Source organism: Streptomyces cadmiisoli (assembly GCF_003261055.1).
In the GTDB taxonomy this organism is placed as follows: domain Bacteria; phylum Actinomycetota; class Actinomycetes; order Streptomycetales; family Streptomycetaceae; genus Streptomyces; species Streptomyces cadmiisoli.
Map to the genome: position 1 here is coordinate 4,634,550 of NZ_CP030073.1, position 24,027 is coordinate 4,658,576.

Sequence of the window (24,027 nt, forward strand, 5' to 3'; positions counted from 1 at the left end):
CGCGCACTGTTCGAAGAGATCTTGGGCTGACTGGGCAACTTTTTCTTCTGCACAGCCGGTGGATGGGAAACGGGCAGGTCACGGGGCTTCCCCAGGATGGACTTCGGGCTTGTTCACAGCCCTGTCCACCGCGTCGTGCACAGGTTTCGCGGAGTTCTCCACAGCATCGGGCCAGTCGTCCACATGGCCTGTGGATAACCAGATTGGCTGACGGTGCCCGGGGGCCTACCGTGGTCCGGCGCCCGCTCCGTTCGTCGGCCGTGGAAACGTCACGAAACCGATGCGTCAGAACCGGAGCTGGCCTTCTCGTTTTGTCAGTGCCGTGCCGTAGAAAAGAGAGGCACGGCGAGGTCCGCTCGGCGGACGGGAGGAGGTGGCTCGGTGAGTATTTCCGAGCCCTTGGACGACCCGTGGGCCGAGAGCGGGCCCAGTGATCGTCTGCCCTCCCGCCGCCGCGGTGACGGTGGGCCGACACGCGACGAGCAGCACGAACGCGGCCGGGACAGCGGGGCCTGGGAGGGTGGCGGTTCGTCCTTCGAACGCGTCCCGCCCCAGGACCTCAACGCCGAGCAGTCCGTGCTGGGCGGCATGCTTCTGTCGAAGGACGCCATCGCCGACGTCGTCGAGATCCTCAAGGGCCACGACTTCTACAAGCCCGCGCACGAGACGATCTTCCAGGCGATCCTCGACATCTACGCCAAGGGCGAGCCGGCCGACCCGATCACGATCGCGGCCGAGCTCACCAAACGCGGCGAGATCAACAAGGTCGGCGGCGCATCGTATCTGCACACCCTGGTCCAGACGGTCCCCACGGCGGCGAACGCCGAGTACTACGCGGAGATCGTTCACGAGCGCGCCGTGCTGCGCCGCCTGGTGGAGGCCGGAACCCGTATCACCCAGATGGGATACGCGGCCGACGACGACGTCGACGAGATCGTCAACCGCGCCCAGGCGGAGATCTACGCGGTCACCGAGCAGCGTACGAGCGAGGACTATCTGCCCCTCGGCGACATCATGGAAGGCGCGCTCGACGAGATCGAGGCGATCGGCTCGCGCACCGGTGAGATGACCGGGGTGCCGACCGGTTTCACGGACTTCGACTCGCTCACCAACGGCCTGCACCCGGGCCAGATGGTCGTCATCGCCGCGCGCCCCGCGATGGGCAAGTCGACGCTCGCGTTGGACTTCGCGCGGGCGGCATCGATCAAGCACAACCTGCCCAGCGTCATCTTCTCGCTCGAAATGGGCCGCAACGAGATCGCGATGCGTCTGCTGTCCGCCGAGGCCCGGGTCGCGCTGCACCACATGCGGTCCGGCACGATGACCGACGAGGACTGGACGCGTCTGGCCCGCCGTATGCCGGATGTCTCCGCGGCGCCGCTCTACATCGACGACTCCCCGAACCTGTCGATGATGGAGATCCGCGCCAAGTGCCGCCGCCTCAAGCAGCGCAACGACCTCAGACTGGTCGTCATCGACTACCTCCAGCTGATGCAGTCCGGCGGTTCGAAGCGGGCCGAGAGCCGTCAGCAGGAGGTCTCGGACATGTCCCGGAACCTCAAGCTCCTTGCCAAGGAGCTGGAGCTTCCGGTCATCGCGCTCTCCCAGCTGAACCGTGGCCCCGAACAGCGCACCGACAAGAAGCCGATGGTCTCGGACCTGCGTGAGTCGGGTTCCATCGAGCAGGACGCCGACATGGTCATCCTGCTGCACCGCGAGGACGCCTACGAGAAGGAGTCGCCACGTGCGGGCGAGGCCGACCTGATTGTGGCCAAGCACCGAAACGGACCGACCGCGACGATCACGGTTGCCTTCCAGGGCCACTACTCGCGGTTCGTGGACATGGCGCAGACCTGATCCACCGGCCGCCGAGCGGCATCGGGCCGGGGGAAATGGACTCGACGTCGGCCGGTCGGCCCGATGGACTGTGGGCATGACGACATCTCAGGAAGAACTGCTCCCCGGCACGCGCAGGGCACTGCTGCATCGCATCGCCGTGGCGCAGTCCGAAGGGCGTTCTCCGTCGCTGGTCGCGGCGGTCGTGCGGGACGGTCGAGCCGTCTGGCACGGTGCACGGAGCTCGGTGGACGGGCAGGCGCCGGACGAGAACGTGCAGTACCGGATCGGCTCGATCACCAAGACGTTCACCGCGGTGCTGGTGCTGCGTCTGCGTGACGAGGGCCTTCTCGGCCTCGGCGACCGGCTGGAGAAGCACCTGCCCGGTACGGGCGCGGGCGAGGCCACCATCGCCGAACTGCTGGCCCACACCAGTGGCCTGGCCGCCGAGTCTCCCGCACCGTGGTGGGAGCGCAGCCCCGGAGCGCTGCGCCCGGAACTCGAGGACGTGCTCGGCGAGCGTCCTTTCCTGCACCCGGCCGGGCGGCGGTTCCATTACTCGAACCCCGGCTACACGCTGCTGGGCGCCTTGGTCGAGAAGCTGCGCGGGGCCTCCTGGGAGGAGGTACTCCGGCGGGAAGTGCTCGAGCCCCTGGGCCTCGGCCGTACGAGCGCACAGCCGTCCGCGCCGCACGCCGGCGGTTGGGCGGTGCATCCCTGGGCCGATGTGCTGTTGCCGGAGCCCGCGGAGGATCTCGGCAGGATGGCGCCGGCCGGTCAACTCTGGTCGACCACCGGTGACCTGGCCCGGTTCGCCGTGTTCCTGGCGCAGGGCGACGATCGCGTGCTGCGCGCGGAGACCGTACGGGAGATGCGGGTCCCCGCCGCGCCCCCGGAGGCCGCGGATGTCGCAGACCGCGTCACCTATGGGCTCGGACTTCAGATCCAGCACCGCGACGGGCGGATGCTGGTGGGCCACTCGGGTTCGCTGCCCGGCTTTCTGGCGAACCTCACCATCAGCGTCGCGGACGGCCTCGCGGCGGTGGTGCTGGCCAACTGCACCTCCGGTCCGCAGTTGGCCGCGGTCGGCGCGGACCTCGTACGCATCGTGGCCGAGGCGGAGCCACGGATTCCCGAGCCGTGGCGCCCGCTTGCGGAGGTCGACGCATCGGTCCTGGAGTTGGCGGGCCAGTGGTACTGGGGAACGTACGCGTTCGCCCTGCGACTGACCGGTGAGGGAGGAGTGACGCTGGAACCCCTGTCCGGCAGGGGCCGTGGCTCACGCTTCCGGGCCGACGGCAACGGCACCTGGACGGGCCTGGAGGGCTACTACGCGGGAGAGGTTCTGCGGCCCGTACGACGGCCCGACGGATCCGTGAGCCACCTGGACCTCGGATCGTTCGTGTTCACTCGCCAGCCGTACGAGGAGAGCGCTGAAGTGCCCGGCGGAGTCGATCCGGAGGGATGGCGGGGGATCGGCTAGCCCTCACCGCCGGCGCCGATACGGGAAGGGCTGGGGTTTCACGTGAAACACAGCCCTTCGGCAGACCGGGCCCTTCGTGGACAGTGCCCTTCGTTGAGCGCGGCCTTAGCTGAGCGTGGCTCTCGGTGAGCCCAGCCCCCGGTCGGCCTTCCGGTTCAGCAGTCGGCCCTCGGGCTCAGAGGGGGAGCTTGAAGCCCACGTGGGAGGCCGTGAAGCCGAGTCGTTCGTAGAAGCGGTGGGCGTCCGTCCGTGAGGTGTCGGACGTCAGCTGCACCAACTGACAGCCCTGGCGGCGCGACTCGTCGATCGCCCACTGGATGAGCTGTGTGCCCAGGCCGCTGCCGCGCTCCCGGGCATGGATCCGTACACCTTCGATGATCGACCTCGTGGCGCCGCGTCGGGACAGCCCAGGGATGATCGTGAGCTGGAGCGTGCCGACCACCTGGCCCTCGCGGACGGCGGCCATCAGGTGCTGGTTCGGGTCGGAGCTGAGCCGCTCGAGCGCCACCAGGTACGGGGCGAGGTCGTCGGGGCACTCGCGCTGCGCGCCCAGCGGGTCGTCCGCGAGCATGCCGACGACGGCGGGGATGTCGTCGGCCACCACGGCTCGTATCTCAAGATCTCCCATGCCCGCACCCTATGCGGGGACGTTCACCGACTCCACGACCCGGACCAGCGGGGCCAGCTCAGGGACCTTGGCGGCCTCGTCGAGCGCCTCGCGCAGCGCGGTGTCATTGGTCGGCCTCGCCGCGTCCAGCAGGTTCCGGCCCGCCTCGGTGACGTTGGTGTAGATACCGCGTCGGTCGGTGGGGCACAGGTAGCGCTCCAGCAGACCGCGGTCCTCCAGCCGGGTGACCAGGCGGGTGGTGGCGCTCTGGCTGAGCACCACCGCGTCCGCGACCTGCTTCATCTGCAGGTGTCCGCCCTGGCCGTCGTGCTGCCGGCTGAGCACGTCGAGCAGGGAGTACTCGCGCACGCTGAGGTCGTGGCTGGACTGCAGGGCGCGCTCGATGTGCGCCTCGATCCTCCCGTGCAGCAGGGAGAGGGCACACCAGCCCTGGGCGAGGGCGGTGAGCGCGGGGTCCGTCGCTGTCATTGGCGTTCTCCTCCCGGAGCGGCTGAAACCAGGATAGAGCAAGGGTGCAATAGTCTGCGGTTGCATATAACCCGCGTCTGCAATTATTGTGGACGCACGCAAAGCGCTCCTGCAATCTTCTGGGAAGGGTATCCCCCCATGCCTCTCGCGCTTCTGGCCCTCGCGATCGGGGCCTTCGGAATCGGTACGACCGAATTCGTGATCATGGGCTTGCTGCCCGAGGTCGCCGGTGACTTCGGGGTCTCCATCCCGACGGCCGGCTACCTGGTGACCGGCTACGCCCTCGGCGTGATGTTCGGCGCCCCGCTGATGACCGTTCTCGGCACCAAGATCTCCCGCAAGCGGATGCTGATGGTGCTGATGGGCCTGTTCATCGTGGGCAACGTGCTCTCCGCCGTCGCCCCCGTCTTCGGGATCATGCTGCTCGGCCGTGTGGTCGCCTCCCTCGCCCACGGTGCCTTCTTCGGCATCGGATCGGTCGTCGCGGCCGACCTGGTCGCCCCGGACAAGAAGGCCGGAGCCATCGCGATGATGTTCACGGGCCTGACCGTCGCCAATGTGGTGGGTGTCCCGCTGGGCACGCTGATCGGGCAGTCCGTCGGCTGGCGGATCACCTTCGCCGTCGTGGCCCTGCTGGGCGTCGTCGGTCTGGTCGGCGTCGCCAAGCTCGTCCCGGACACGCCGAAGCCCGAGGGCGTACACCTGCGCCACGAGCTGGCCGCCTTCAAGAACGTTCAGGTCCTGCTCGCCATGGCGATGACAGTCCTCGGCTTCGGCGGTGTCTTCGCGGCGATCACCTACATCGCGCCGATGATGACCCAGGTCGCGGGCTTCGCGGACGGCTCCGTCACCTGGCTGCTGGTTCTCTTCGGCCTCGGCATGGTCGGCGGCAACCTGGTCGGCGGCAAGTTCGCAGACCGCGCCCTGATGCCGATGCTGTACGTCTCCCTCGGCGCCCTGGCCCTCGTGCTCGCGCTGTTCACCCTCACAGCGCACGACAAGATCCTCTCGGCCGTCACCATCGCGCTGATCGGCGCTCTGGGCTTCGCCACGGTCCCGCCGCTGCAGAAGCGGGTCCTGGACCAGGCGCACGGTGCCCCCACCCTGGCCTCGGCGGTGAACATCGGCGCCTTCAACCTGGGCAACGCCCTCGCCGCCTGGCTCGGCGGTCTCGTCATCGCGGCCGGGCTCGGATACACCGCCCCGAACTGGGTCGGCGCCGTCCTTGCCGCAGCGGCCCTGGTGCTCGCCTTCCTCTCGGCCGCCCTGGAGCGGCGGAACGGCACTCGCAGCACCGTCGTGACATCCGGTGCTCCCACCGAGCAGCCGGCCGCCGTCCACCACTGACCGGGATCGGGCGGCACGGGCCAGGGCCGCCCCCGCGCCGCCCAGTCGCCCCTCGTTCCCCCCACCCAGCCGCTCCCTGATTCCCCCCACCCAGCCGCTCCCTGATTCCCCCCACCCAGCCGCTCCCTGATTCCCCCCACCCGTCACCTGTCCTAGGAGAAACCCCGCATGAGCACCACCGCCGCCACCGCTCCGCTGACCATCCAGGACGCCGAGGTCCTCGTGGCCGCGGCCCGCAGTGCCGCCGAGGCCGCCGACGCCACCGTGAGCGTCACCGTCCTGGACGCCGGAGGCCATCTGCTGGCGTTCCGGCGCGACGACCAGGCTGTGCTGATCTCCGGAGAGACCAGCACGCGCAAGGCGTACACCGCGCTTCAGCTGAACGCACCGACCGCCGACCTGGTCGACGCGGTCAAGCCCGACGGCCCCTTCCACTCCCTGACCACGGCGCTCGACCGCCCGCTGCTGTTCATCGCGGGCGGTGTGCCCCTCCTTCGTGACGGGCGGCTGATCGGCGCGATCGGAGTCGGCGGCGGCGCCCCGGAGCAGGACCACGACTTCGCCACGGCTGCCGCGCAGGAACTCGTCTGACGAGGCTCTGGAGCCTGTCTGAACAGGAAACGCCGGTCCCCCGTCGGGGACCGGCGTTTCCTTGCGGGTGTCTCAGCCGGCGGCCACGGTCAGCGGGGCGAAGCGCCGGTTCCAGTCGCCGGGCAGCTCCGCGACTCCGTACGTCATGACGGCGTTGAAGGCCACCGGAGCCAGGCCCCGCTCCACCGCCCACGCCCGCAGTTCCTCGTGTCGTACGTCGATGTCGGTGCGCAGCGGGCGATCGGTGTGGGCGGCGAGAGAGGCGATCAGTGCCTTCGCCGTCTCGGTGTCCCGTGCGATCAAGGGGCCGACGACGTGCGTGTCCATGTTGGGCCAGACGGCCGCGTAGCCGATGATCCGTCCGTCCTCCTCGGCGACGCGCACCTGATCGGCGAAGGCCGGCAGCCGGGTGATGATGTGGGTGCGGTCGGCGCCGAACACCTCCGCGTCCAGCCGAAGGAGCGTGGTGAGGTCCTCGGCGGTCGCTGAGCGGGTGGCGATCGCAGGTTGGGGGCCGCCCGGCATGAAGCGGCCACGCAGCATTTCGGCGCGGCCGGTGACCTTGAAACCGAGTTCCTCGTACAGGGGGAGCCCGTTCGGTGTGGCGTGCAGAGTGAGTGGTGTGGTGCCTGCCAGAGAGACCACATGGTGCATCAACCGACGCCCGACGCCCTGGCGGGCGTGGCGCTGAGCGACCAGCACCATGCCGACGGCCCACAACTCCGGTCGTTCCTGCGGCCCGTATTCGGTGATCGCGCAGGCGGCGACAAGCCCTCCGGCGGGGTCGTCGATGCCGTATCCCTTCCCGGCGGTGAGGAGGAAGCCCCATTTGTGCTCCTCGCGCGGCCACCCCCGGTCCTCGGACAAGTCTGCGCAGGCGGCGAGGTCGCGAAGCGTCAGACGGCGGATCGGCAGAACAGCGAGAGAAGGCGTAGGCACGCAGGTCAGGCTCGCTGAACCATGCCCCCGTCGTCCACCTGTTTCGGAAGAGACGTAGGCCCTTTTAGCCATGTCACAGGGTGCGGTGGGGTGGGCGGACATGCGCGGGATGTTTCACGTGAAACGTCGGAGAACGGCGGGCATCCATCAGGCTCGACACAAGACGGACGACATGCCCCACGAACCCCGAATCCCATGACGGGACTTCATCGGGCGGGGACCTGTTCGCAGCTGTATCGATCTTCGTCGCGGGCAATGCCGGCCCCGGTGACGGCTCGGGCAACCCACGTCCATGTGGGGAGGGATCTGTGGGATGCCTATGAATTGGTCCGGCACGCCCGGTAATTGAGGGAGTTGCTGGTTCGCCCCTTGGTGAAATTCATGGTGAGTCAAGGTGGGACTTGTGTGGGGCGCGCGGGCCGGTATGGTCGACTCCGGTTCCCTTTCGGGATGTTGCACCCTTGCCGTTCGGACATGCAGGAGAGCAGGGGAGCCTAACGGGACGGAGAGATCGAAGACTCGCATTCCGGGGTAAGCGGCCGAGGGGTCCGAGCGACATGGGACGCTGCTGTGAGAGGGCTGCGGCTAATGTCACACTCTCGCCTTACTTGTCCGTACGAACCGCGAAACCGGTTGAATATGGCCGCGTTGGCCGTGACAGCGAACGGGGAAGGGCAGCCGGCCGCCGGGGGGAAGTAGGCATCTTCCGACCGAGGAAGTGCGCAGACCGACCGAGAGATGTTCGAGGCGAGGCACACGATGGACGCTCCGACCACCGCGTCGGCCGACAACGGCGCTTCAGGCAGCGGGAGCGGCTGGTTCACACCACGCAAGCAGCCGGTGCAGGCCCCGGGCAGCGTGCGGGACACTGCGGACGGCCGGCGCCTGGCCGCGATGCGGCCTGTGGGCAGGGGCACTTCGGGCGGCGCTCATCAGACACCGCCGGACGGGGCCGCCGCACGGAACGGCACTCCACGGGCGACAGTGCCGCAGCCGCAGCCGCAGCCGCAGCCGCAGCCCCAGCCGCAGCCGCAGCCCCAGGCCACGGACGCACGGAACACGGCCCGCCACTCCGCCCCGCCCGGCCTCGGGATGCCGGAACCCGGCCGGACCGCGGCAGGTGTCGGTACGGATCGTGAGGATCACGAGCGAATAGGCGCGACGGCATCAGCCCCCGCACCGGCCCCCGCACCGAGTCGTGCCGAAGGGCTGCCCTCCGAGCATCCGACGGCCATGACGGGCGCACCGCCCGCCGCCGGGTATCGCCCGAACCCCGAGACTGCGCCCACCCAACACGGCCGCGTCTCGGAGGCGCCACCGGCCCACGGCGCCCCTGTCTCCGAAGCTCCACCGACTCAGCGCGGCCCCGCCCCCGAGGCGCCACCCGCCCAGCGAGCCCCCGTCCCGCAGGCGGCGCCCGCTCCACCCGCCGTCTCCACGCCCCAGCCCGCGCCCGCTTCACAGCCCGTCTCGGCGCCCCAGCCTTCCCCCGCTTCACACGCCGTCTCCGTGCCGCAGCCTTCCCCCGCGCCACACACCGTCTCCGTGCCGCAGCCGCCGCCGACGGCCCACCGGGCCGCGCTGCCGGCCGAGGTGCCGCCCGCGGCTCAGCACACGGGCGGCGCCCGCCTCGCAGCGCCGCCCGCGCCCGCCGACGCCCCGCCGGCCGGGCAGCGCGTGCCCGTGCAGCGGACCGCGCCGGCCGAGCACCACGAGGCCTCGGTCTTCGGCTCCGCTCCTCTCGGCACGGCACGGCAGAGCGAGTCCGCCGCTTCCGGCCGGCAGCCGCACCAGGCCGCCCCGACCGAGCACGCCCGGAGCACCGGCCCCGCCCCTCAAGCGGCGCCGCCCGCGTCGCAGCCGGAGGCCTCCCCGGACGCCGTACTCATCCGACGGACCATGGCCACCGTGGCCCCCGTGGCCGACAAGGTCACGTCGTACTTCTACGCGCTGCTGTTCGTCCGCCACCCCGATCTGCGGCCCCTGTTCCCCGCCGCGATGGACGCCCAACGGGACCGTCTGCTCAAGGCGCTGCTCACCGCAGCGGAGCACATCGACAACACCGACGTCCTGGTCCCGTATCTGCAGAACCTGGGCCGGGGTCACCGCAAGTACGGCACGCTCCCCGAGCACTATCCGGCCGTCGGTGAGTGTCTGATCGGCGCGCTGAGCCGGTACGCGGAGTCCGTCTGGGACACGGAGACCGAAGCGGCCTGGGTGAGGGCGTACACCACCATCTCGCAGGTCATGATCGACGCGGCGGCCGCGGACGAGCTGCGCGCCCCGGCCTGGTGGCACGCGGAGGTCGTCGCGCACGACCTGAGAACGCCGGACGTCGCGGTCGTCACCGTCCGCCCGGACCAGCCGTACCCCTTCCTCGCCGGGCAGTACACGAGCGTGGAGACCCCGTGGTGGCCCCGTATCTGGCGGCACTACTCCTTCGCGTCGGCGCCCCGCTCCGACGGGCTGCTCAGCTTCCATGTGAAGGCGGTCCCGGCGGGCTGGGTCTCCAACGCGCTGGTGCACCGCGCCCGCCCGGGTGACGTCATCCGCCTCGGCCCGCCGGCCGGTTCGATGACCGTGGACCACACCACCGACAGCGGACTGCTGTGTCTGGGCGGGGGCACGGGCATAGCGCCCATCAAGGCACTGGTCGAGGACGTCGCCGAACACGGCGAACGACGGCCCGTCGAGGTGTTCTACGGAGCCCGCACCGACCACGATCTGTACGACATCGACACGATGCTCAGGCTTCAGCAGACGCATCCCTGGCTGTCGGTCCGCGCGATCATCGACCAGCAGGCGCATCTCCAGCTCCCCGACGCCATAAGGGAGTACGGCCCCTGGATCGAGTACGACGCCTACCTCTCCGGTCCGCCGGGGATGATCCGCAGCGGTGTGGACGCGCTGCGGGACATCGGTATCCCGTCGAACCGCATACGCCACGACTCGGTCGAGGAACTCGTCGCCACCGGAAGCTAGCGCCACGACTCGGTGGAAGAACTCGTCACTGCCGGAAGCCGACGTGCCCCGACAGGCCTCTCCCGGCGCCGCCCAGGGGAGCGGGCAGGTCAGCCCAGATCGGGAGCGTGCATGGCCCGTACGCCCTCGATGTTCCCGTCGAGGTAGTGGCGCAGGGACAGCGGCACCAGGTGGACCGAGGCGATTCCGACGCGGGTGAACGGCACCCGCACGATCTCGTACTCACCGGCGGGCTCCTCCACCTCCGGGCCGTGCCGCAGGGACGGGTCCATGGACTCCAGCCGGCAGACGAAGAAGTGCTGCACCTTCACTCCGGTCGCGCCGCCGTCCTCACCGATGTGCTCGACGGTGTCCACGAAGCAGGGCACGACATCGGCGATCTTCGCGCCCAGCTCCTCGTACACCTCACGGTGCAGGGCGTGGACGACGGTGGCGTCCTCCGGCTCGACTCCGCCACCGGGAGTGACCCAGTACGGGTCCACGCCGGGCTTGGTGCGCTTGATCAGGATCAGGTCGTCGCCATCCAGGAGAACGGCGCGGGCGGTGCGCTTGACCACGGGTCGGACGGTCATGGGAGAAATGTGGCCCGGCTGGTTCCACGTGAAACATCGCGCAAGGTCACCGGCCGAGCCCCGTGCGTGAGGCCGCACGGCCGCGCGAATCAGCACCACTCCGAGGCCGCGTGCTGAAGCCACTCATGGGCCCGCGCGATGTGCGGCATGGCCAGCGTGCCGGTGCGGACGACCAGGAAGTATGTCCGCAGCGGTGGTACCGGCGGATCGTGCAGGGCCACCACATCACCGCGTTCCAGGGCGGCGGCGCAGAGGTAACGGGGCAGCACGGCCAGCCCCGCGCCCGCCACCGCGCAGGCGAGGACGGCGCGCAGATCCGGGACGATGACGGTGCCGGAGGCGGCCGGTCGGGAGTCGAAGACTGAGGCCCAGTAGCGGGAGGCGAACGGCAGCGACTCGTGCACCTCGACGACGGGCAGGTTCTCCAGGGCGAGCGCGCCCTTGTCGCGCAGCGTTCCGAGTCCGACCTGTTCCGCCCACCGAGGAGCGGCGACCAGCACGTGCTCCTCGTCGCACAGTGTGGTGGCGGTGAGCAGCGCGCCGCGCGGGCGGGCGGTGCAGATGGCCAGATCGTGGTGGCCGGCGGCCAGCCCCTCCAGGGTTTCCTCGGCGTTGCCGAAGGAGGCGCGCAGCGCGAAGCCCTGTCCGTCCTCACCGGTCAGCTCGACGAGCGCGGGCAGTGCCCGCTCGGCGGTGAACTCGGGAGGGCCGGCCAGATGCAGGGTGCGCAACGACGAGTCGTCGTCGAGCCCGCTCTCGGCTATCTCCACCAGGGCGTCGAGATGGGGCGCGGCCTTGTGCGCGAGCTCGTCGCCGATGGAAGTCGGTGTCACTCCGCGCGCCTGCCGCAGGAACAGCGGGCGGCCGAGCTGTCGTTCCAGGGTGCGGATCTGCGAGGTGACGGCCGGCTGGGAGAGTCCCAGCAGGGCGGCGGCACGAGTGAAGGAGCCGGCCCGGTGCACGGTGACGAACGTGCGCAGCAAGGCCAGATCCATGGCGTGCTCTCCCGTCCCCTGCACATCTCCGGCCCCCGAGCAGGGTCCAACTATAAATAAGTCGATAGGTCGCTGTCGCTACTGTGATTGGACACTGACACAGAGTCAACTAGCCTTGGCTGCGCGGTTCTTCACGCGCGGAACCGAGGACGGTCCGAGCCACGAGGGGGGAGGCTCGGACCGTCCGTTCTACGTAGAGGGCAGCCCGCCGGGCGTCCGGGAACCGATCACTTCGCCGACTCGTGCAGCGCGCTCAGCACGTCCGCGACAAGATCGTTGGGATTCTCGGCACCGACCGAGAGCCGGATGAAGCCCTCCGCGACGGCGTCCCCGCCCCAGCGCCCCCGTCGCTCGGCCGTGGAGCGCACCCCGCCGAAACTCGTGGCGTCGTCCACGAGCCGCAGCGCGTCGAGGAAACGGTCCGCCCGCTCGCGGGTGGGCAGGGTGAAGGAGACCACGCACCCGTAGCGGTGCATCTGTTCTGAAGCGATCTTGTACGAGGGGTCGCTCGGCAGCCCCGGGTAGCGCACCTTGAGGTCCTCGGGCCAGTCGCGCAGCGCCTCGGCGACGGTGAGCGCGCTGGCGTTCTGCCGTTCCGCACGCAGTTCCAGCGTGGCGATCGACCGGTGCGCGAGCCAGGCTTCCATCGGCCCGGGGATCGCACCGACGATCTTGCGCCAGCGGCGTACCGCCGCCATGGCCGTCCGGTCCCGGCCCGCGACGTAACCCAGCAGGATGTCCCCGTGCCCGGTCAGCTGCTTGGTGCCGCTGGCCACGGAGAAGTCGGCGCCGAGCTCCAGCGGGCGCTGTCCGAGCGGGGTCGCGAGGGTGTTGTCGACGGCGACGAGGGCGCCGCGCGCGTGGGCGGCCTCGACGAGCCGGCGGACGTCGCACACGTCCAGCCCGGGGTTGGACGGCGTCTCGATCCACAGCAGTTTCGCGCCGTCGAGAACGCCGAGCTGGGCGTCGCCGCCGGTCGGCGCGGTGCGCACCTCGATGCCGTACGCCTCCAGCTGGGCGCGGACCAGGGGCAGCACCTGGTAGCCGTCGCTGGGCAGGACGACCGCGTCACCGGCACTCAGCTGGGAGAAGGCGACCGCCGAGATGGCGGCCATGCCGGACGCGAAGACCAGGGTCTCCACATCGTCCCGGCCGGGCGCCTCCAGCTCGCTGATCGCCTGTTCCAGGTGGGTCCAGGTCGGGTTCTCGTCACGGCCGTAGGTGTACGGGCCCGTGGGGTCGCCGGGCAGATGGAAGTGCGCGGCGAACACGGGCCCGGGCAGGGTCGGCTCGTGTTTCACCGGCTCGGGCAGTCCGGCCCGCACCGCGCGCGTGCCGTCGCCGAGACCCCTCGTCCCACCCGTGGTGTTGGCTGAATCGTTCATCCCGCGTGTCCTTCCACCTGCTCACGTACCGCGGCGAGCAGTCCCTCACTCGCCGCCTCCACCATCTCAAGGCACTCCTCGAAGCCGTCCATCCCCCCGTAGTAAGGGTCCGGGACGTCGAGGTCGTCGCCCACGGCGGGGTCGTACGAGCGCAGCAGCCGCACCTTCGCCGCGTCCTGCTCGGTGGGCGCGAGGCGGCGCAGCGCCTTGAGATGGCCTTCGTCCAGGGCGATGACGAGATCGAGCCGGGAGAACCACGACGCCTGGAACTGCCGCGCCGTGTGCTCGGTGCCGTAGCCGTGCTCCCGCAGGACGGCCACGGTGCGCGGGTCGGCCGGATCACCCTCGTGCCAGCCGCCCGTGCCGGCGCTGTCGACCTCCACCGTGCCGTCGAGTCCGGCCTCCGCGACGCGGGTGCGGAACACGGATTCGGCCATCGGGGAGCGGCAGATGTTGCCGGTGCAGACGAAGCAGACGCGGTAAGTCATGGAGTTCAGTCTCCGTCGGGAAGAACGAGGTTGAGTGCCCAGGAGACGATCGAGATGATCAGGGCGCCCAGGACGGCGGTCCAGAAGCCGTCGACGTGGAAGCTCAGGTCGAGTTTGTCCGCCACCCACGAGGTCAGCAACAGCATCAGCGCGTTCACCACCAGGGTGAACAGGCCGAGCGTGAGGACGAGCAGCGGCAGGCTCAACAGCGTGACTATCGGCTTGACCAGGAAGTTCACCAGGCCGAAGATCAGCGCGACGACGATCAGCGTGCCGACCTTCCTGCCCGTGCTGTCGCCGGTCAGGGTGATCTTGTCGAGCAGCCACACGGCGACCGCCAGGGCGCCCGCGTTGGCGATCGTCTTGACTACGAAATTCATCATGTGTCTGATCGTGGCAGACGAGATCGGCTACGAGTACGGGCGTGAGGCGACGAGTGGTGATGAAGGCATTCCGGCTGGATGAACTGGAGGCGGAGCGCGCCGCCAACGACGGCGCCTACCTGCAGTTCTTGCGGGAGCGGAACATGTCGGTCGGCCTGTACGCGCTCGATGCGGGCGAGCACGATCGACAGCAGCCGCACAACCAGGACGAGGTGTACTTCGTCGTGAGCGGACGCGCGGCGATCACCGTCGGCCTGGAGACCAGCGAGGTGGCCCGCGGCAGCGTGGTGTACGTCCCGGCCGGGGTGGCCCACAAGTTCCACCACATCAGCGAGGACCTGCGGGTGCTGGTGGTGTTCTCTCCGCCGGAGAGCTGACCCGCGGTCCCCGGGTTCCCTAGGGGATCGGTCAGGGGAGGACAAGGGCTGTGAGCCCTCCGCCGGACCACGGGTCGGCCCTAGCCTTGAGGGCAGGACGTCACAGGATCCGACCGGGACCCGAGGGCTCGAAGGGAGCCCCGCGGCCGGCGGGCGAAGAGAGAGAAGGGCAAAGGGCGATGCGAGAGATCTTCGCGGGTCTGCCGTGGTGGGTGAAGTGGATCGCGGTGCCGGTCATCGCCTTGGTCGTGTTCGGCGGGCTGATAGCCAGTGTCGTCGGCTTCGTGATCGGACTGCTGTTCAAGCTCCTGGTCTTCGTGGCACTGGTCGGCGGGCTCATCTACGTCGTACGGAAGTTCACGACGAACTCCAGCTCGCGAGGTGACTGGTGACAGGAGAGGGTGACGGGGGCCGGTAACAGGAATCGCCTGTTCCCTCGGGCGGGGGAAGTTTGTGCACGGACCGTCTGCGAGCGGTGGCAGACGGTTAGAGTCCGGAACTCGACGCGGGGGACGACCCCACGAGCGGCGTACACCCCCGTACCCCCCACCCGTGTTCCCCGGCACGGCCCGCCCTCTCGCGCTTCGGGAGTGACCCTTGGCCACGGTAGACACCGCGCCCGCAGATTCGCACGCACCTCCCCGCCCCGGACGACCGCCCCTCCCGGCGCCGCAACTGCGCGTCAGACCCCCCGAACAGCCGTCCCCTTCCCGGCCCGCCTCGTCCCGGCCCGTCCCGGACCGGACCCGTCCGGCGATCAGCGCCTCGGCCGTGGGCCGGACGGCGCACCCCCCGCCGAGCACTTCGGCCTCACCTCCGGTCCCTCCCGCTCCCCAGCAGACGGCGACCCTCATCGGATCCGTGCAGCGCGCGATGCGGCTGCTGGAATGCGTCGCCGGACACGAACACGGCGCCCCCGCCAAGCAGTTGGCCCGCGAGGCCGGCCTCGCCCTGCCCACGACGTACCACCTGCTGCGCACCCTGGTGCACGAGGGCTATCTGCGCCGCGACAGCGGGCTGTTCTTCCTCGGTGAGGCGGCGGAGCGGCTGAGCAGCAGAGGGGCACAGGAGAAACGTCGCAGCACGATCGTCGACGCCCTCGACCAGTGGCGCGATGTGATCGGCGTACCGGTGTACTACGCGATCTACCGCGACGGCGAGATCGAGATCATGTGCGTCTCCGACACCCCGGGCAATCCGGCGGTCGAGGAATGGGCCGATTTCCGGGAGACCGGCCACGCGCACGCGATCGGCCAGTGCCTGCTGTCGCAGCTCGACGAGGACACCCGCCGGGCCCACCTCGATCGCTATCCCGTGCAGTCCATCACCCCGTACACGGTCCGTGACGACCGCGCGTTCCTGCAACGCCTCGACCGCACGGCCCGGATGCAGCCGGTCATCGAGCGCCAGGAGTACGCGCTGGGCACGGTGTGCGCGGCGATTCCCATCACGCTGGGCACCACGGTCGCCACGATGGCCATCTCCCTCCCCGGCCACCAGGCGGACCGGCTGCTGCCCGCGGCACGCCAGTTGCAGAGCGAGATCGGCCGTCTTCTGGGGTCACTGGCCCTCTCTATCAGTATCTGAAAACTCACTCCTTGTGATCTGGTGTGTACGTTCAGCAAGATGCCACCAGTGACAGAGGTTGATTCCCGGCCAGTCGACGGCAAATGACGGGGTAGGCGATGCGCGAGTCCGTACAGGCAGAGGTCATGATGAGCTTCCTCGTTTCCGAGGAGCTCTCCTTCCGCATTCCGGTGGAGCTGCGCTACGAGACGTGCGATCCCTATGCCGTGCGGCTGACCTTCCACTTGCCCGGTGATGCCCCGGTGACCTGGGCTTTCGGCCGGGAGCTGCTGATCGACGGGGTGGGCCGCCCCTGCGGCGAGGGCGATGTGCGGGTCTCGCCGGTCGAGCCGGAGTCGCTGGGCGACGTGCTGATCCGGCTTCAGGTCGGCGCCGACCAGGCGCTGTTCCGGTCCTCGACCGCTCCGCTCGTCGCCTTCCTCGACCGCACGGACAAGTTGGTGCCGTTGGGACAGGAAGGCGCGCTCGCCGAGTTCGACGCCCATCTCGACGAGGCACTGGACCGCATTCTGGCCGAGGAGCAGAGCGCGGGTTGAGGCGTTGCTCAAGGGGCGGGTGGCGTAACGCTTCGCCTGAGCTCCGAGGGGGTGTGGGACGGCGAAGGAGCGGGCACCGGTGGTCGGGCAGGAACGCTTCACCCCGAGGCCCCACAGGGGCCCTTGAGAGGCTTCAGGGAGCGTCTGCGCCGGGCCCGTGGGTTCCCTCACCCGTTGCCCGCCCTCGTCGGGCCCTCGGGGCGGCACCCGGTTCGCGCTCGTCGCCGCAGCCGCCTCGGCGTAGCCGCCCCGCCGCGGCCGCCGTAGACGTGACGGCGGGGGCGCGGGCGACGTGGCTCCGCGTCGGGGCCCGGCCGAGCGGCGTCCGGCGTGCCCGCGTCCGCGCTCACGCCGTCATGCGCGTCAGTGCCTGCCCGGTCGCCTCAGCGCTTGCGCCGCCGCCCCCTCGTACCGCGTCCCGCCGCCTGGCCGCCGCCGGCCGCGGCCGACGCCATCTCCTTCGTGGGCCGGTCGGCCGAGACGACCAGGGCCGCGAGCGTGGTGGTGACCGGTACGGAGGCCACCAGACCGATGGAACCCACCAGCGTGCGCACGATCTCCTCGGCGACCAGCTCGCTGTTGGCGACCGTGCCCACGCTGCTCTGCGCGATGGAGAACAGGAGCAACAGCGGCAGAGCGGCACCGGCATACGCGAGGACCAGCGTGTTGACCACCGAGGCGATGTGGTCGCGGCCGATGCGGATGCCCGCCCGGTACAGCCCGCGCCATCCCATCGTCGGGTTGGCCTCGTGCAGCTCCCAGACCGCCGAGGTCTGCGTGACCGTCACGTCGTCGAGCACACCGAGCGAACCGATGATGATGCCCGCCAGCAGCAGGCCGCTCATGTCGATCGTCGGGTACAGGCCGTGGATCAGACCCGTGTTGTCGTCCGTGTTGCCGGTGAGCGCGGCCCAGTCGATGAACAGCGCACCCAGGGCGCCGATGAGCAGCAGTGAGATCAGCGTGCCGAGCACGGCCACCGACGTTCTCGCCGACAGGCCGTGGCACAGGTACAGGGCGACCAGCATGATGGCGCTCGCCCCGACCACCGCCACCACCAGCGGATTGGAGCCCTGCAGGATCGCAGGCAGGATGAAGAAGTTCAGCACCAGGAAGCTGATGGCCAGTGAGATCAGCGCCATGACACCGCGCAACCGGCCGACCACCACGACCGCCAGCGCGAAGATGCCTGCCAGCACCGACATCGGGAACCTGCGGTTCACGTCGGTGACCGAGTACTGGAGGTCCTTGGGCGCCGAGGGCTCGTAGGCGACCACGACCTGCTGGCCCTCGTGCAGCTGCCGTGACTGGTCCGGCTGCACGATCTCGGTGAACGTACGGCCCTTGTCCTTGCCGGTGTCGATCCGGATGGTCGCCTTCTTGCAGTTGCCGTTCGCCTGCTGCTGGGCGGAGGATCCCTCGGCGGTGGAGGTGTCGCCGTTCGGTGTGTCCGCCGAGGCGTTGACCGAGGCGCAGTCCAGCTCCTCGACCTTGGCGACCGTGGCCTGCTGGGTCTGCCGGTCGAAACCGACACCGGTGCGCTCGTGCGGGGGCGCGCCGCCGGGCCAGAGCACCGCGAGCCCCACCACCACGGCCGTGGTGAAGGGGATCAGAACCGCGGCGATGATCTTGCGTAGGTGCATGGAGACCGGGGCGGCCGGCCCATGGCTGTGGGAGTGGCCGTGCCCGCCACCGGGTCCGGATCCGTGCCCGTCGCTGCCGCCGGGGCCCGGGCCGTGACCGTGCCCACCGCCGCCGTCGGAACCGGGCCCCCGACCCCCGTTGCCCCAGTCGCCTCCGTCGCCCCCGGATCCGTGCCCGAAGCTGTTGCCCGCACCGTGGCCGTGGTCATGGCCCTGGCCGGGAGTGCCGCCGGCCGAACGGTCATCACCGGTGCCGAAACCGCTTCCGCCTCCCGAAGCGCCGTCTCCGCCGGGCCCGTAACCCGCACCCCTGCCGGATGCGGGGTCACCGCCGGCGCGGTAACCCGACGCACGGCCGACACCGGAGCCGCCATGACCAGAGGCCCCATGACCGGAGCCGCGATGACCGGCGCCCCCGCCGTATCCGCCGCCGTCCCCGTATCCCCTGCCGTCGTCGTAACCGGCGCCAGGACCATGTCCGGATCCGTCGTCGTAACCGGCTCCCGGACCTTGTCCGGCTCCGTCGCCGTATCCGCTCCGGGACCCCATCCCCTCGCCGACCCGACGCCCGTTGCCCGGTGCGGCGGCCGGTCCGGAACCCAAACCGGGACCCGTGCCGGAGCCGTTTCCACGCGGGGGGTCGGGCGGCTGGAACGGGCGCTGCTGATTCGTGGTCACCGCCCGATCATCGCAAGAACGACCGGGGCCCCCTGTTCACCGCGCCCGAATTGACGCTAGCGTGGAGGGACCTTTGTACACGCGGGAGCTCGGAGCACCGGGCTGAGAGGACGCTGACCTCCGTATTCGCGATGTTTCACGTGGAACATCACTCGGCACGAGTGATGTATCCCATGGAACTTCGGCCAACGGAAATCGCTGCGTCGACCGCCGAACCTGTTACCGGGTAATGCCGGCGTAGGGAGACGGTCTCATGGCCAACAAGGACGCACGCACGCCTGCCTCCACGCAGACCTCCGTCGACGGAGAGAACACGGAGGCCGGGAAGTCCATCGGCTGGCACAAGTCGTACGTCGAGGGCTCACGCCCCGATCTGCGGGTGCCGGTCCGTCAGGTGCATCTCACCAACGGGCAGTCGGTCACGTTGTACGACACCTCGGGTCCGTACACCGATCCACTGGTCGACACCGATGTCCGCCGCGGTCTGTCGCCGCTCCGGGAGAACTGGATCATCACCCGCGGTGACACCGAGGAGTACGCGGGCCGTCCCGTCCGCCCCGAGGACGACGGGATCAAGCACACCTCGCCGCGCGGCGGTCTGCGCAATCTCGATGCTGTCTTCCCCGGCCGCCCGCGTCTGCCGCGTCGTGGCCGCGACGGGACGGCGGTCACGCAGCTCGCGTACGCACGCCGCGGGGAGATCACGCCCGAGATGGAGTTCGTGGCTCTCCGGGAGAACGTCTCGCCGGAGGTCGTCCGCGAGGAGATCGCGGCGGGCAGGGCCGTGTTGCCCGCCAACGTCAACCACCCGGAGATCGAGCCGATGATCATCGGCAAACGTTTCCTGGTGAAGGTCAACGCCAACATCGGCAACTCGGCGGTGACCTCGTCCATCGAGGAGGAGGTCGAGAAGATGACCTGGGCGACCCGTTGGGGCGCCGACACGGTCATGGACCTCTCCACGGGCCGCAACATCCACACGACCCGCGAGTGGGTGCTGCGCAACTCCCCCGTCCCCATCGGCACGGTGCCGCTCTATCAGGCACTCGAAAAGGTCGACGGCAAGGCCGAGGAACTCACCTGGGAGATCTACAAGGACACCGTCATCGAACAGGCCGAGCAGGGCGTGGACTACATGACGGTCCATGCCGGTGTACGCCTGCCGTATGTACCGCTGACGGCGAACCGGAAGACCGGCATCGTCTCCCGGGGCGGGTCGATCATGGCCGCGTGGTGCCTGGCGCACCACAAGGAGTCGTTCCTGTACGAGAACTTCGAGGAGCTGTGCGAGATCCTCGCCGCCTACGACGTCACCTACTCGCTGGGTGACGGACTGCGGCCGGGTTCGATCGCGGACGCCAACGACGAGGCGCAGTTCGCCGAGCTGCGAACGCTCGGGGAACTCAACCGGATCGCGAAGCGTTTCCATGTTCAGACGATGATCGAGGGCCCGGGGCATGTCCCGATGCACAAGATCAAGGAGAACATCGACCTTCAGCAGGAGATCTGCGATGAAGCTCCGTTCTATACGCTCGGCCCGCTGACGACGGACGTCGCGCCTGCGTACGACCACATCACCTCCGGCATCGGTGCCGCGATGATCGCCTGGTGGGGCACGGCGATGCTGTGCTATGTCACGCCCAAGGAGCACCTGGGCCTGCCCAACCGCGACGACGTCAAGACCGGTGTCATCACCTACAAGATCGCGGCCCACGCGGCGGATCTCGCCAAGGGGCACCCGGGCGCACAGGAGTGGGACGACGCACTGTCCGACGCGCGCTTCGAGTTCCGGTGGGAGGACCAGTTCAATCTGGCCCTCGACCCGGACACCGCACGGGAGTTCCACGACGAGACCCTGCCGGCCGAGCCTGCCAAGACGGCCCACTTCTGCTCGATGTGCGGGCCGAAGTTCTGCTCGATGAAGATCAGCCAGAGCATCGCGGAGCGCTTCGGCGGTGGGGTGGCCGAGGGCGCGACGGCGGAGGAGGTCGCCGAGGGCATGATGCGCAAGTCCAAGGAGTTCGCGCAGGCGGGCCACCGGGTGTATCTGCCGATGGCGGACTGACGGTCGCAGCCGTGGATCCGTGCTCCGGGCTGCCGCCCGATGGGAACCGCCCGGAGCACGGGCCTCCGAGAGCCCACTGCTTAGGAACCGCCGGGAACGCACGGCTTGGGGGCAGCCAGGAGCCCGCGGCTTGGGGGCACCAGGAACTCTCGGCTTGGGGGTAGCCAGGAGCCCACTGCTCAGGAACCGCCGGGAACCACAGCCCGAACTCCATCGGGAACGAACCGTTTCCGGGCTTCCGGGTACGCACTGCTTCCGGCTTCCGGGAACGCACCGCTTCCGGGTCTTCGGCTCGGCAGACTGGGACGCATGGCTGCGACTTCACTGAGCAAGGGCGCGAACCTTCCCGTCGAGGCTCGCGCGGTGCGTGTCGAGCTCTCCTGGACCGAGGGACCCGGCGTTCCCGACATCGACGCCTCCGCCTTGCTGCTCACCGCGGCGGGCCGCGTCCGGGACGACGGCGACCTCGTGTTCTACAACCAGCCGAACCACGCCTCCGGAGCCGTCACCCACCTGGGGAAGAACCGAGTCGGCGGGGTCACGTCGGACACGATCGCGGTGAGTCTCGGAGCGCTGGAGCCTGCCGTGGAACGGCTCGTGCTGTGCGCGTCGGCCGACGGCGGGACGTTCGGCCAGGTGCCCGGACTGACGCTGAAGCTGCTCGACGACGAGACCCGGAACGAGCTCGCCCGCTTCGCCATGGAGGCCGGGACGGAGACCGCCTTCATCGGAGGGGAGTTGTATCTGCGCCAGGGCCGGTGGAAGTTCCGCGCGGTCGGCCAGGGATACGCCTCCGGGCTGGCGGGCCTGGCCACCGACTTCGGCATCACCGTCGACGACGCTCCCTCGCCCCCACCGGCCCAGCCCATGCAACCCACGCAACCCACGCAACCTTCGCAACCGGCCCAGCCCGCCCAACCCGTCCGACCGCCGCAGCCGACCCGACCGCCCCGTCCGGCCGCTCCCGCCCCGTCCGCACCGCTTACACGACCCTCCAGCCCACCCACCGCACAACCGGCCACATCACCCACCGCCTCCCCCGCCCCGCGAATGACCAAGGGCGAGGAACATCTGCCGGTGGACATGCGCAAGCGGTTGTCCCTGCGCAAGCAGCAGGTGGCGGTCAGTCTGAGCAAGCACGGCGTAGCCGGGACCACCGCGCGCGTCATCCTGGTGCTCGACGCCTCGGGCTCCATGTCGTTCCTGTACTCCGGCGGTGTCGTGGCGGACGTGGTGGAGCGCATGGCCGCCGTCGCCGCCCAACTGGACGACGACGGCGAGATGCAGGCCTGGACCTTCGCCTCGAACGCGGCCCGGCTGCCCGATCTCCGCCTCGCGGAACTGCCCGACTGGCTGCGGCTGCACGTCCGGGTCGGTGAACTGAGCCTCTTCGGCCGCAGAAAGCCGAAGAAGGGCCTCCAAGCCGATCAGGTCGACATGCGGACGATCGGCATCCAGAACGAGGAGCAGAAGGTGATCGCGCAGGTGCGCGCGTACGTCCGGGACAACCCGGCCGCGGTTCCGACCCTTGTGCTGTTCTTCTCGGACGGAGGCGTCTACCGCGACGCGCAGATCGAACGCGAACTGCGGGAAGCGGTGGAGGAGCCGATCTTCTGGCAGTTCGTGGGGCTCGGGCGGGCCAACTACGGAGTGCTGGAGCGCTTCGACACCCTGCCCGGCCGCCGCGTCGACAACGTGGGCTTCTTCGCCGTGGACGACATCAGCTCGGTCCCCGATCAGGAGCTGTACGACCGTCTCCTGTCCGAGTTCCCGAGCTGGATCACCGCGGCCCGCCAAGCGCGCATCCTGTGACCTGCCCGTGCCGAGCCGCCCGCCCGCGCAGCCGTGCCCGAGCAGCCGTACCCGCGAAGGAGGGCGCCACAGGAGCGCGCGCCCGATCGGGCACACGCTGAAGGAGCGCACGCCGAAGCCGCCGTTCGGCGAACGGCGGGGTGTTCGGCTTGCGCTCCGCTCAGGGGGCGCAAGCCGAGGGCTCACTCCGGCTTGTGCTCGGGTCCCCCGAAGTCCGGACTCGAGTAATCCGGGCTCGTGTAGCTCGGGCGGGAACTCGCGGCCGGGCCGTCGCCGGGGCTGGTGAAGCCCGGCCGGTCGTAGCCGAGGTGCGGGATGCGGCTCGTCGGTGCCGGCGGAGCCGTGCGACGCAGCGCGGCCGGGCCGGGCTCGGCGAGCGCCTCGCGCAGGAACGGCAGGATGCCGTTCTCCAGCAGGGCTTCTCGCCAGGTTTCCCTGGCCTTGGCCACCTCCCCGCTGAGCGCGCCGTACGGACCGGACTCCAGCGAGGGCCGGTTGCGCAGGGCGGTGAGCAGCAGTCCGACGGCGGCGACCAGGATCGCGACCGCGGTGAGGGCGCCGAAGACCCACCCGGTGGTGAGCATGGTCTCGGCGAACGCCGGCTCGGGGGTCAGCATCTTCAGGATGTAACCGACGAGCAGGAAGATCGCCGCGGCCGTTCCGGCCAGGACGGGGGCGAGGACCGCGACGACGGCGACGGCGCCCGCGCCGGCGGTCTCGGCGACCTCTCCCATGGTGGCGGCGAGCCCCACCGCGCCCGTGTCGGGCTCCGAGGAGCCGGAGTCGCGGGCGGACGACGGGGTGGACGGCGCCGGTCGGCGCAGTTCCTCGCGGACCTTCACGTAATGCTGGTACTCGGTCGCCGCGGCCGCCGTGATGAGTGCGGAGGCGTTGAGCGCCATGGTGCGCAGCTGTTCGGGGTTGAGCCGCTGTCCGACAGCGGCCAGTTCCGGGCGGTGGTGTGCGGAGCGCAGCGCCTCATCGAGGAGCCGCTCGTAATCCTGGCGGTCCTCGCTCAGCAGGTGCTGCGGAACGCTGTTCATGTGCATCCCCCGATGCTCCGTAGGGCTTGGGGCTCGCACGCTGACGAGCCGTCGGGCAGAAACGGAGGGGAGCCTGCTACGGATAAAGCCGATGGTAGAGCGGTGACCGTGCGCCATGACAGGGGGTTTCCAGAAATTGGGCCCCGGTCCGCGCCGTCGTACGCCCGTCAAACGCCGGTGACACTTGTC

21 protein-coding genes are annotated in these 24,027 nt (G+C 69.9%); 11 read left to right on the forward strand and 10 right to left on the reverse strand.

Translation table 11 applies throughout. From position 1 onward, the window contains the following. The first annotated feature begins 381 nt into the window (after positions 1–381). Together dnaB and DN051_RS19950 are read left to right on the forward strand one after the other, a co-directional pair. Positions 382–1,857, forward strand: coding sequence for a replicative DNA helicase (gene dnaB, locus DN051_RS19945; RefSeq protein WP_053762800.1), 1,476 nt, complete (start codon positions 382–384; stop codon positions 1,855–1,857). Between the two features lie 76 nt (positions 1,858–1,933). Then, positions 1,934–3,319 carry a serine hydrolase domain-containing protein gene (locus DN051_RS19950; RefSeq protein ID WP_112439211.1) on the forward strand — a complete coding sequence of 462 codons (1,386 nt, stop codon included), beginning with the start codon at positions 1,934–1,936 and terminating at the stop codon, positions 3,317–3,319. Positions 3,320–3,494: 175 nt separating this feature from the next. Here DN051_RS19950 and DN051_RS19955 read toward each other — a convergent pair whose 3' ends face one another. Together DN051_RS19955 and DN051_RS19960 are read right to left on the reverse strand one after the other, a co-directional pair. Further along, positions 3,495–3,947: a GNAT family N-acetyltransferase gene (locus tag DN051_RS19955; protein WP_112439212.1), complete on the reverse strand. Its 453-nt coding sequence runs from the start codon at positions 3,945–3,947 to the stop codon at positions 3,495–3,497. Positions 3,948–3,956: 9 nt separating this feature from the next. After that, a complete protein-coding gene (locus DN051_RS19960) occupies positions 3,957–4,415 on the reverse strand; it encodes a MarR family winged helix-turn-helix transcriptional regulator (RefSeq protein ID WP_053762803.1) in 459 nt (152 codons plus the stop codon). A 138-nt stretch (positions 4,416–4,553) separates the two neighbouring features. Between DN051_RS19960 and DN051_RS19965 the strand changes: the two genes are divergently transcribed. Then, positions 4,554–5,762 (forward strand): MFS transporter, encoded by a 1,209-nt coding sequence (locus DN051_RS19965; RefSeq protein WP_112439213.1) that lies wholly within the window; start codon positions 4,554–4,556, stop codon positions 5,760–5,762. A 168-nt stretch (positions 5,763–5,930) separates the two neighbouring features. After that, entirely contained in the window at positions 5,931–6,353 is a 423-nt protein-coding gene (locus DN051_RS19970; protein ID WP_112439214.1) for a GlcG/HbpS family heme-binding protein, read from the forward strand. Positions 6,354–6,425: 72 nt separating this feature from the next. Here the strand turns inward: DN051_RS19970 and DN051_RS19975 are convergent, their stop codons facing one another. Further along, on the reverse strand, positions 6,426–7,292 hold the full coding sequence (locus tag DN051_RS19975) for a GNAT family N-acetyltransferase (protein WP_112439215.1): 867 nt from the start codon (positions 7,290–7,292) through the stop codon (positions 6,426–6,428). A 1,581-nt stretch (positions 7,293–8,873) separates the two neighbouring features. Here DN051_RS19975 and DN051_RS19980 point away from each other — a divergent pair. Continuing rightward, positions 8,874–10,274: a globin domain-containing protein gene (locus tag DN051_RS19980; protein WP_425471786.1), complete on the forward strand. Its 1,401-nt coding sequence runs from the start codon at positions 8,874–8,876 to the stop codon at positions 10,272–10,274. Between the two features lie 89 nt (positions 10,275–10,363). On the opposite strand, the gene DN051_RS19985 is transcribed toward DN051_RS19980, so the two are convergent. From DN051_RS19985 to DN051_RS20005, 5 genes are all read right to left on the reverse strand, one after another. After that, positions 10,364–10,846, reverse strand: coding sequence for an NUDIX domain-containing protein (locus DN051_RS19985; RefSeq protein WP_053759314.1), 483 nt, complete (start codon positions 10,844–10,846; stop codon positions 10,364–10,366). 89 nt (positions 10,847–10,935) lie between these two features. Then, positions 10,936–11,841 (reverse strand): LysR family transcriptional regulator, encoded by a 906-nt coding sequence (locus DN051_RS19990; RefSeq protein WP_053759315.1) that lies wholly within the window; start codon positions 11,839–11,841, stop codon positions 10,936–10,938. A gap of 227 nt (positions 11,842–12,068) precedes the next feature. Continuing rightward, positions 12,069–13,226: a cystathionine gamma-lyase gene (locus DN051_RS19995; protein ID WP_112439216.1), complete on the reverse strand. Its 1,158-nt coding sequence runs from the start codon at positions 13,224–13,226 to the stop codon at positions 12,069–12,071. Beyond that, on the reverse strand, positions 13,223–13,714 hold the full coding sequence (locus tag DN051_RS20000; RefSeq protein WP_112439217.1) for a low molecular weight protein-tyrosine-phosphatase: 492 nt from the start codon (positions 13,712–13,714) through the stop codon (positions 13,223–13,225). Before DN051_RS20000 ends, DN051_RS19995 begins: the two co-directional genes overlap by 4 nt. A 5-nt stretch (positions 13,715–13,719) precedes the next feature. Next, positions 13,720–14,097: a phage holin family protein gene (locus DN051_RS20005; protein WP_112439218.1), complete on the reverse strand. Its 378-nt coding sequence runs from the start codon at positions 14,095–14,097 to the stop codon at positions 13,720–13,722. 59 nt (positions 14,098–14,156) lie between these two features. Between DN051_RS20005 and DN051_RS20010 the strand changes: the two genes are divergently transcribed. From DN051_RS20010 to DN051_RS20025, 4 genes are all read left to right on the forward strand, one after another. Continuing rightward, positions 14,157–14,474 (forward strand): cupin domain-containing protein, encoded by a 318-nt coding sequence (locus tag DN051_RS20010; protein ID WP_112439219.1) that lies wholly within the window; start codon positions 14,157–14,159, stop codon positions 14,472–14,474. A 179-nt stretch (positions 14,475–14,653) separates the two neighbouring features. Continuing rightward, positions 14,654–14,866 (forward strand): DUF5326 family protein, encoded by a 213-nt coding sequence (locus DN051_RS20015; protein WP_053759319.1) that lies wholly within the window; start codon positions 14,654–14,656, stop codon positions 14,864–14,866. Between the two features lie 469 nt (positions 14,867–15,335). Next, a complete protein-coding gene (locus tag DN051_RS20020; RefSeq protein ID WP_112439220.1) occupies positions 15,336–16,061 on the forward strand; it encodes an IclR family transcriptional regulator in 726 nt (241 codons plus the stop codon). Between the two features lie 98 nt (positions 16,062–16,159). Further along, positions 16,160–16,597: an SsgA family sporulation/cell division regulator gene (locus DN051_RS20025; RefSeq protein WP_053759321.1), complete on the forward strand. Its 438-nt coding sequence runs from the start codon at positions 16,160–16,162 to the stop codon at positions 16,595–16,597. Between the two features lie 383 nt (positions 16,598–16,980). Here the strand turns inward: DN051_RS20025 and DN051_RS20030 are convergent, their stop codons facing one another. Next, the gene (locus DN051_RS20030) at positions 16,981–18,240 is read right to left on the reverse strand and encodes a YibE/F family protein (protein WP_053759322.1); all 1,260 of its coding nucleotides are present in this window, start codon (positions 18,238–18,240) and stop codon (positions 16,981–16,983) included. Between the two features lie 931 nt (positions 18,241–19,171). On the opposite strand from DN051_RS20030, the gene thiC reads away from it, so the two are divergent. Both thiC and DN051_RS20040 read left to right on the forward strand, forming a co-directional pair. Continuing rightward, positions 19,172–20,983: a phosphomethylpyrimidine synthase ThiC gene (thiC, locus tag DN051_RS20035; protein ID WP_053759323.1), complete on the forward strand. Its 1,812-nt coding sequence runs from the start codon at positions 19,172–19,174 to the stop codon at positions 20,981–20,983. Positions 20,984–21,292: 309 nt separating this feature from the next. Next, entirely contained in the window at positions 21,293–22,795 is a 1,503-nt protein-coding gene (locus tag DN051_RS20040) for a VWA domain-containing protein (protein ID WP_112439221.1), read from the forward strand. A gap of 182 nt (positions 22,796–22,977) precedes the next feature. Here the strand turns inward: DN051_RS20040 and DN051_RS20045 are convergent, their stop codons facing one another. After that, positions 22,978–23,844 (reverse strand): hypothetical protein, encoded by an 867-nt coding sequence (locus DN051_RS20045; protein ID WP_053759325.1) that lies wholly within the window; start codon positions 23,842–23,844, stop codon positions 22,978–22,980. Between the last annotated feature and the right edge of the window lie 183 nt (positions 23,845–24,027).

Bases quoted from the DNA above. Each gene is read 5' to 3' on its own strand.
- DN051_RS19950 (WP_112439211.1), top strand. From the start codon at position 1,934: ATGACGACATCTCAGGAAGAACTGCTCCCCGGCACGCGCAGGGCACTG.
- DN051_RS19955 (WP_112439212.1), bottom strand. From the start codon at position 3,947: ATGGGAGATCTTGAGATACGAGCCGTGGTGGCCGACGACATCCCCGCC.
- DN051_RS19960 (WP_053762803.1), bottom strand. From the start codon at position 4,415: ATGACAGCGACGGACCCCGCGCTCACCGCCCTCGCCCAGGGCTGGTGT.
- DN051_RS19965 (WP_112439213.1), top strand. From the start codon at position 4,554: ATGCCTCTCGCGCTTCTGGCCCTCGCGATCGGGGCCTTCGGAATCGGT.
- DN051_RS19970 (WP_112439214.1), top strand. From the start codon at position 5,931: ATGAGCACCACCGCCGCCACCGCTCCGCTGACCATCCAGGACGCCGAG.
- DN051_RS19985 (WP_053759314.1), bottom strand. From the start codon at position 10,846: ATGACCGTCCGACCCGTGGTCAAGCGCACCGCCCGCGCCGTTCTCCTG.
- DN051_RS19990 (WP_053759315.1), bottom strand. From the start codon at position 11,841: ATGGATCTGGCCTTGCTGCGCACGTTCGTCACCGTGCACCGGGCCGGC.
- DN051_RS19995 (WP_112439216.1), bottom strand. From the start codon at position 13,226: ATGAACGATTCAGCCAACACCACGGGTGGGACGAGGGGTCTCGGCGAC.
- DN051_RS20000 (WP_112439217.1), bottom strand. From the start codon at position 13,714: ATGACTTACCGCGTCTGCTTCGTCTGCACCGGCAACATCTGCCGCTCC.
- DN051_RS20005 (WP_112439218.1), bottom strand. From the start codon at position 14,097: ATGATGAATTTCGTAGTCAAGACGATCGCCAACGCGGGCGCCCTGGCG.
- DN051_RS20010 (WP_112439219.1), top strand. From the start codon at position 14,157: ATGAAGGCATTCCGGCTGGATGAACTGGAGGCGGAGCGCGCCGCCAAC.
- DN051_RS20015 (WP_053759319.1), top strand. From the start codon at position 14,654: ATGCGAGAGATCTTCGCGGGTCTGCCGTGGTGGGTGAAGTGGATCGCG.
- DN051_RS20025 (WP_053759321.1), top strand. From the start codon at position 16,160: ATGCGCGAGTCCGTACAGGCAGAGGTCATGATGAGCTTCCTCGTTTCC.
- DN051_RS20030 (WP_053759322.1), bottom strand. From the start codon at position 18,240: ATGCACCTACGCAAGATCATCGCCGCGGTTCTGATCCCCTTCACCACG.
- thiC (WP_053759323.1), top strand. From the start codon at position 19,172: ATGGCCAACAAGGACGCACGCACGCCTGCCTCCACGCAGACCTCCGTC.
- DN051_RS20040 (WP_112439221.1), top strand. From the start codon at position 21,293: ATGGCTGCGACTTCACTGAGCAAGGGCGCGAACCTTCCCGTCGAGGCT.
- DN051_RS20045 (WP_053759325.1), bottom strand. From the start codon at position 23,844: ATGCACATGAACAGCGTTCCGCAGCACCTGCTGAGCGAGGACCGCCAG.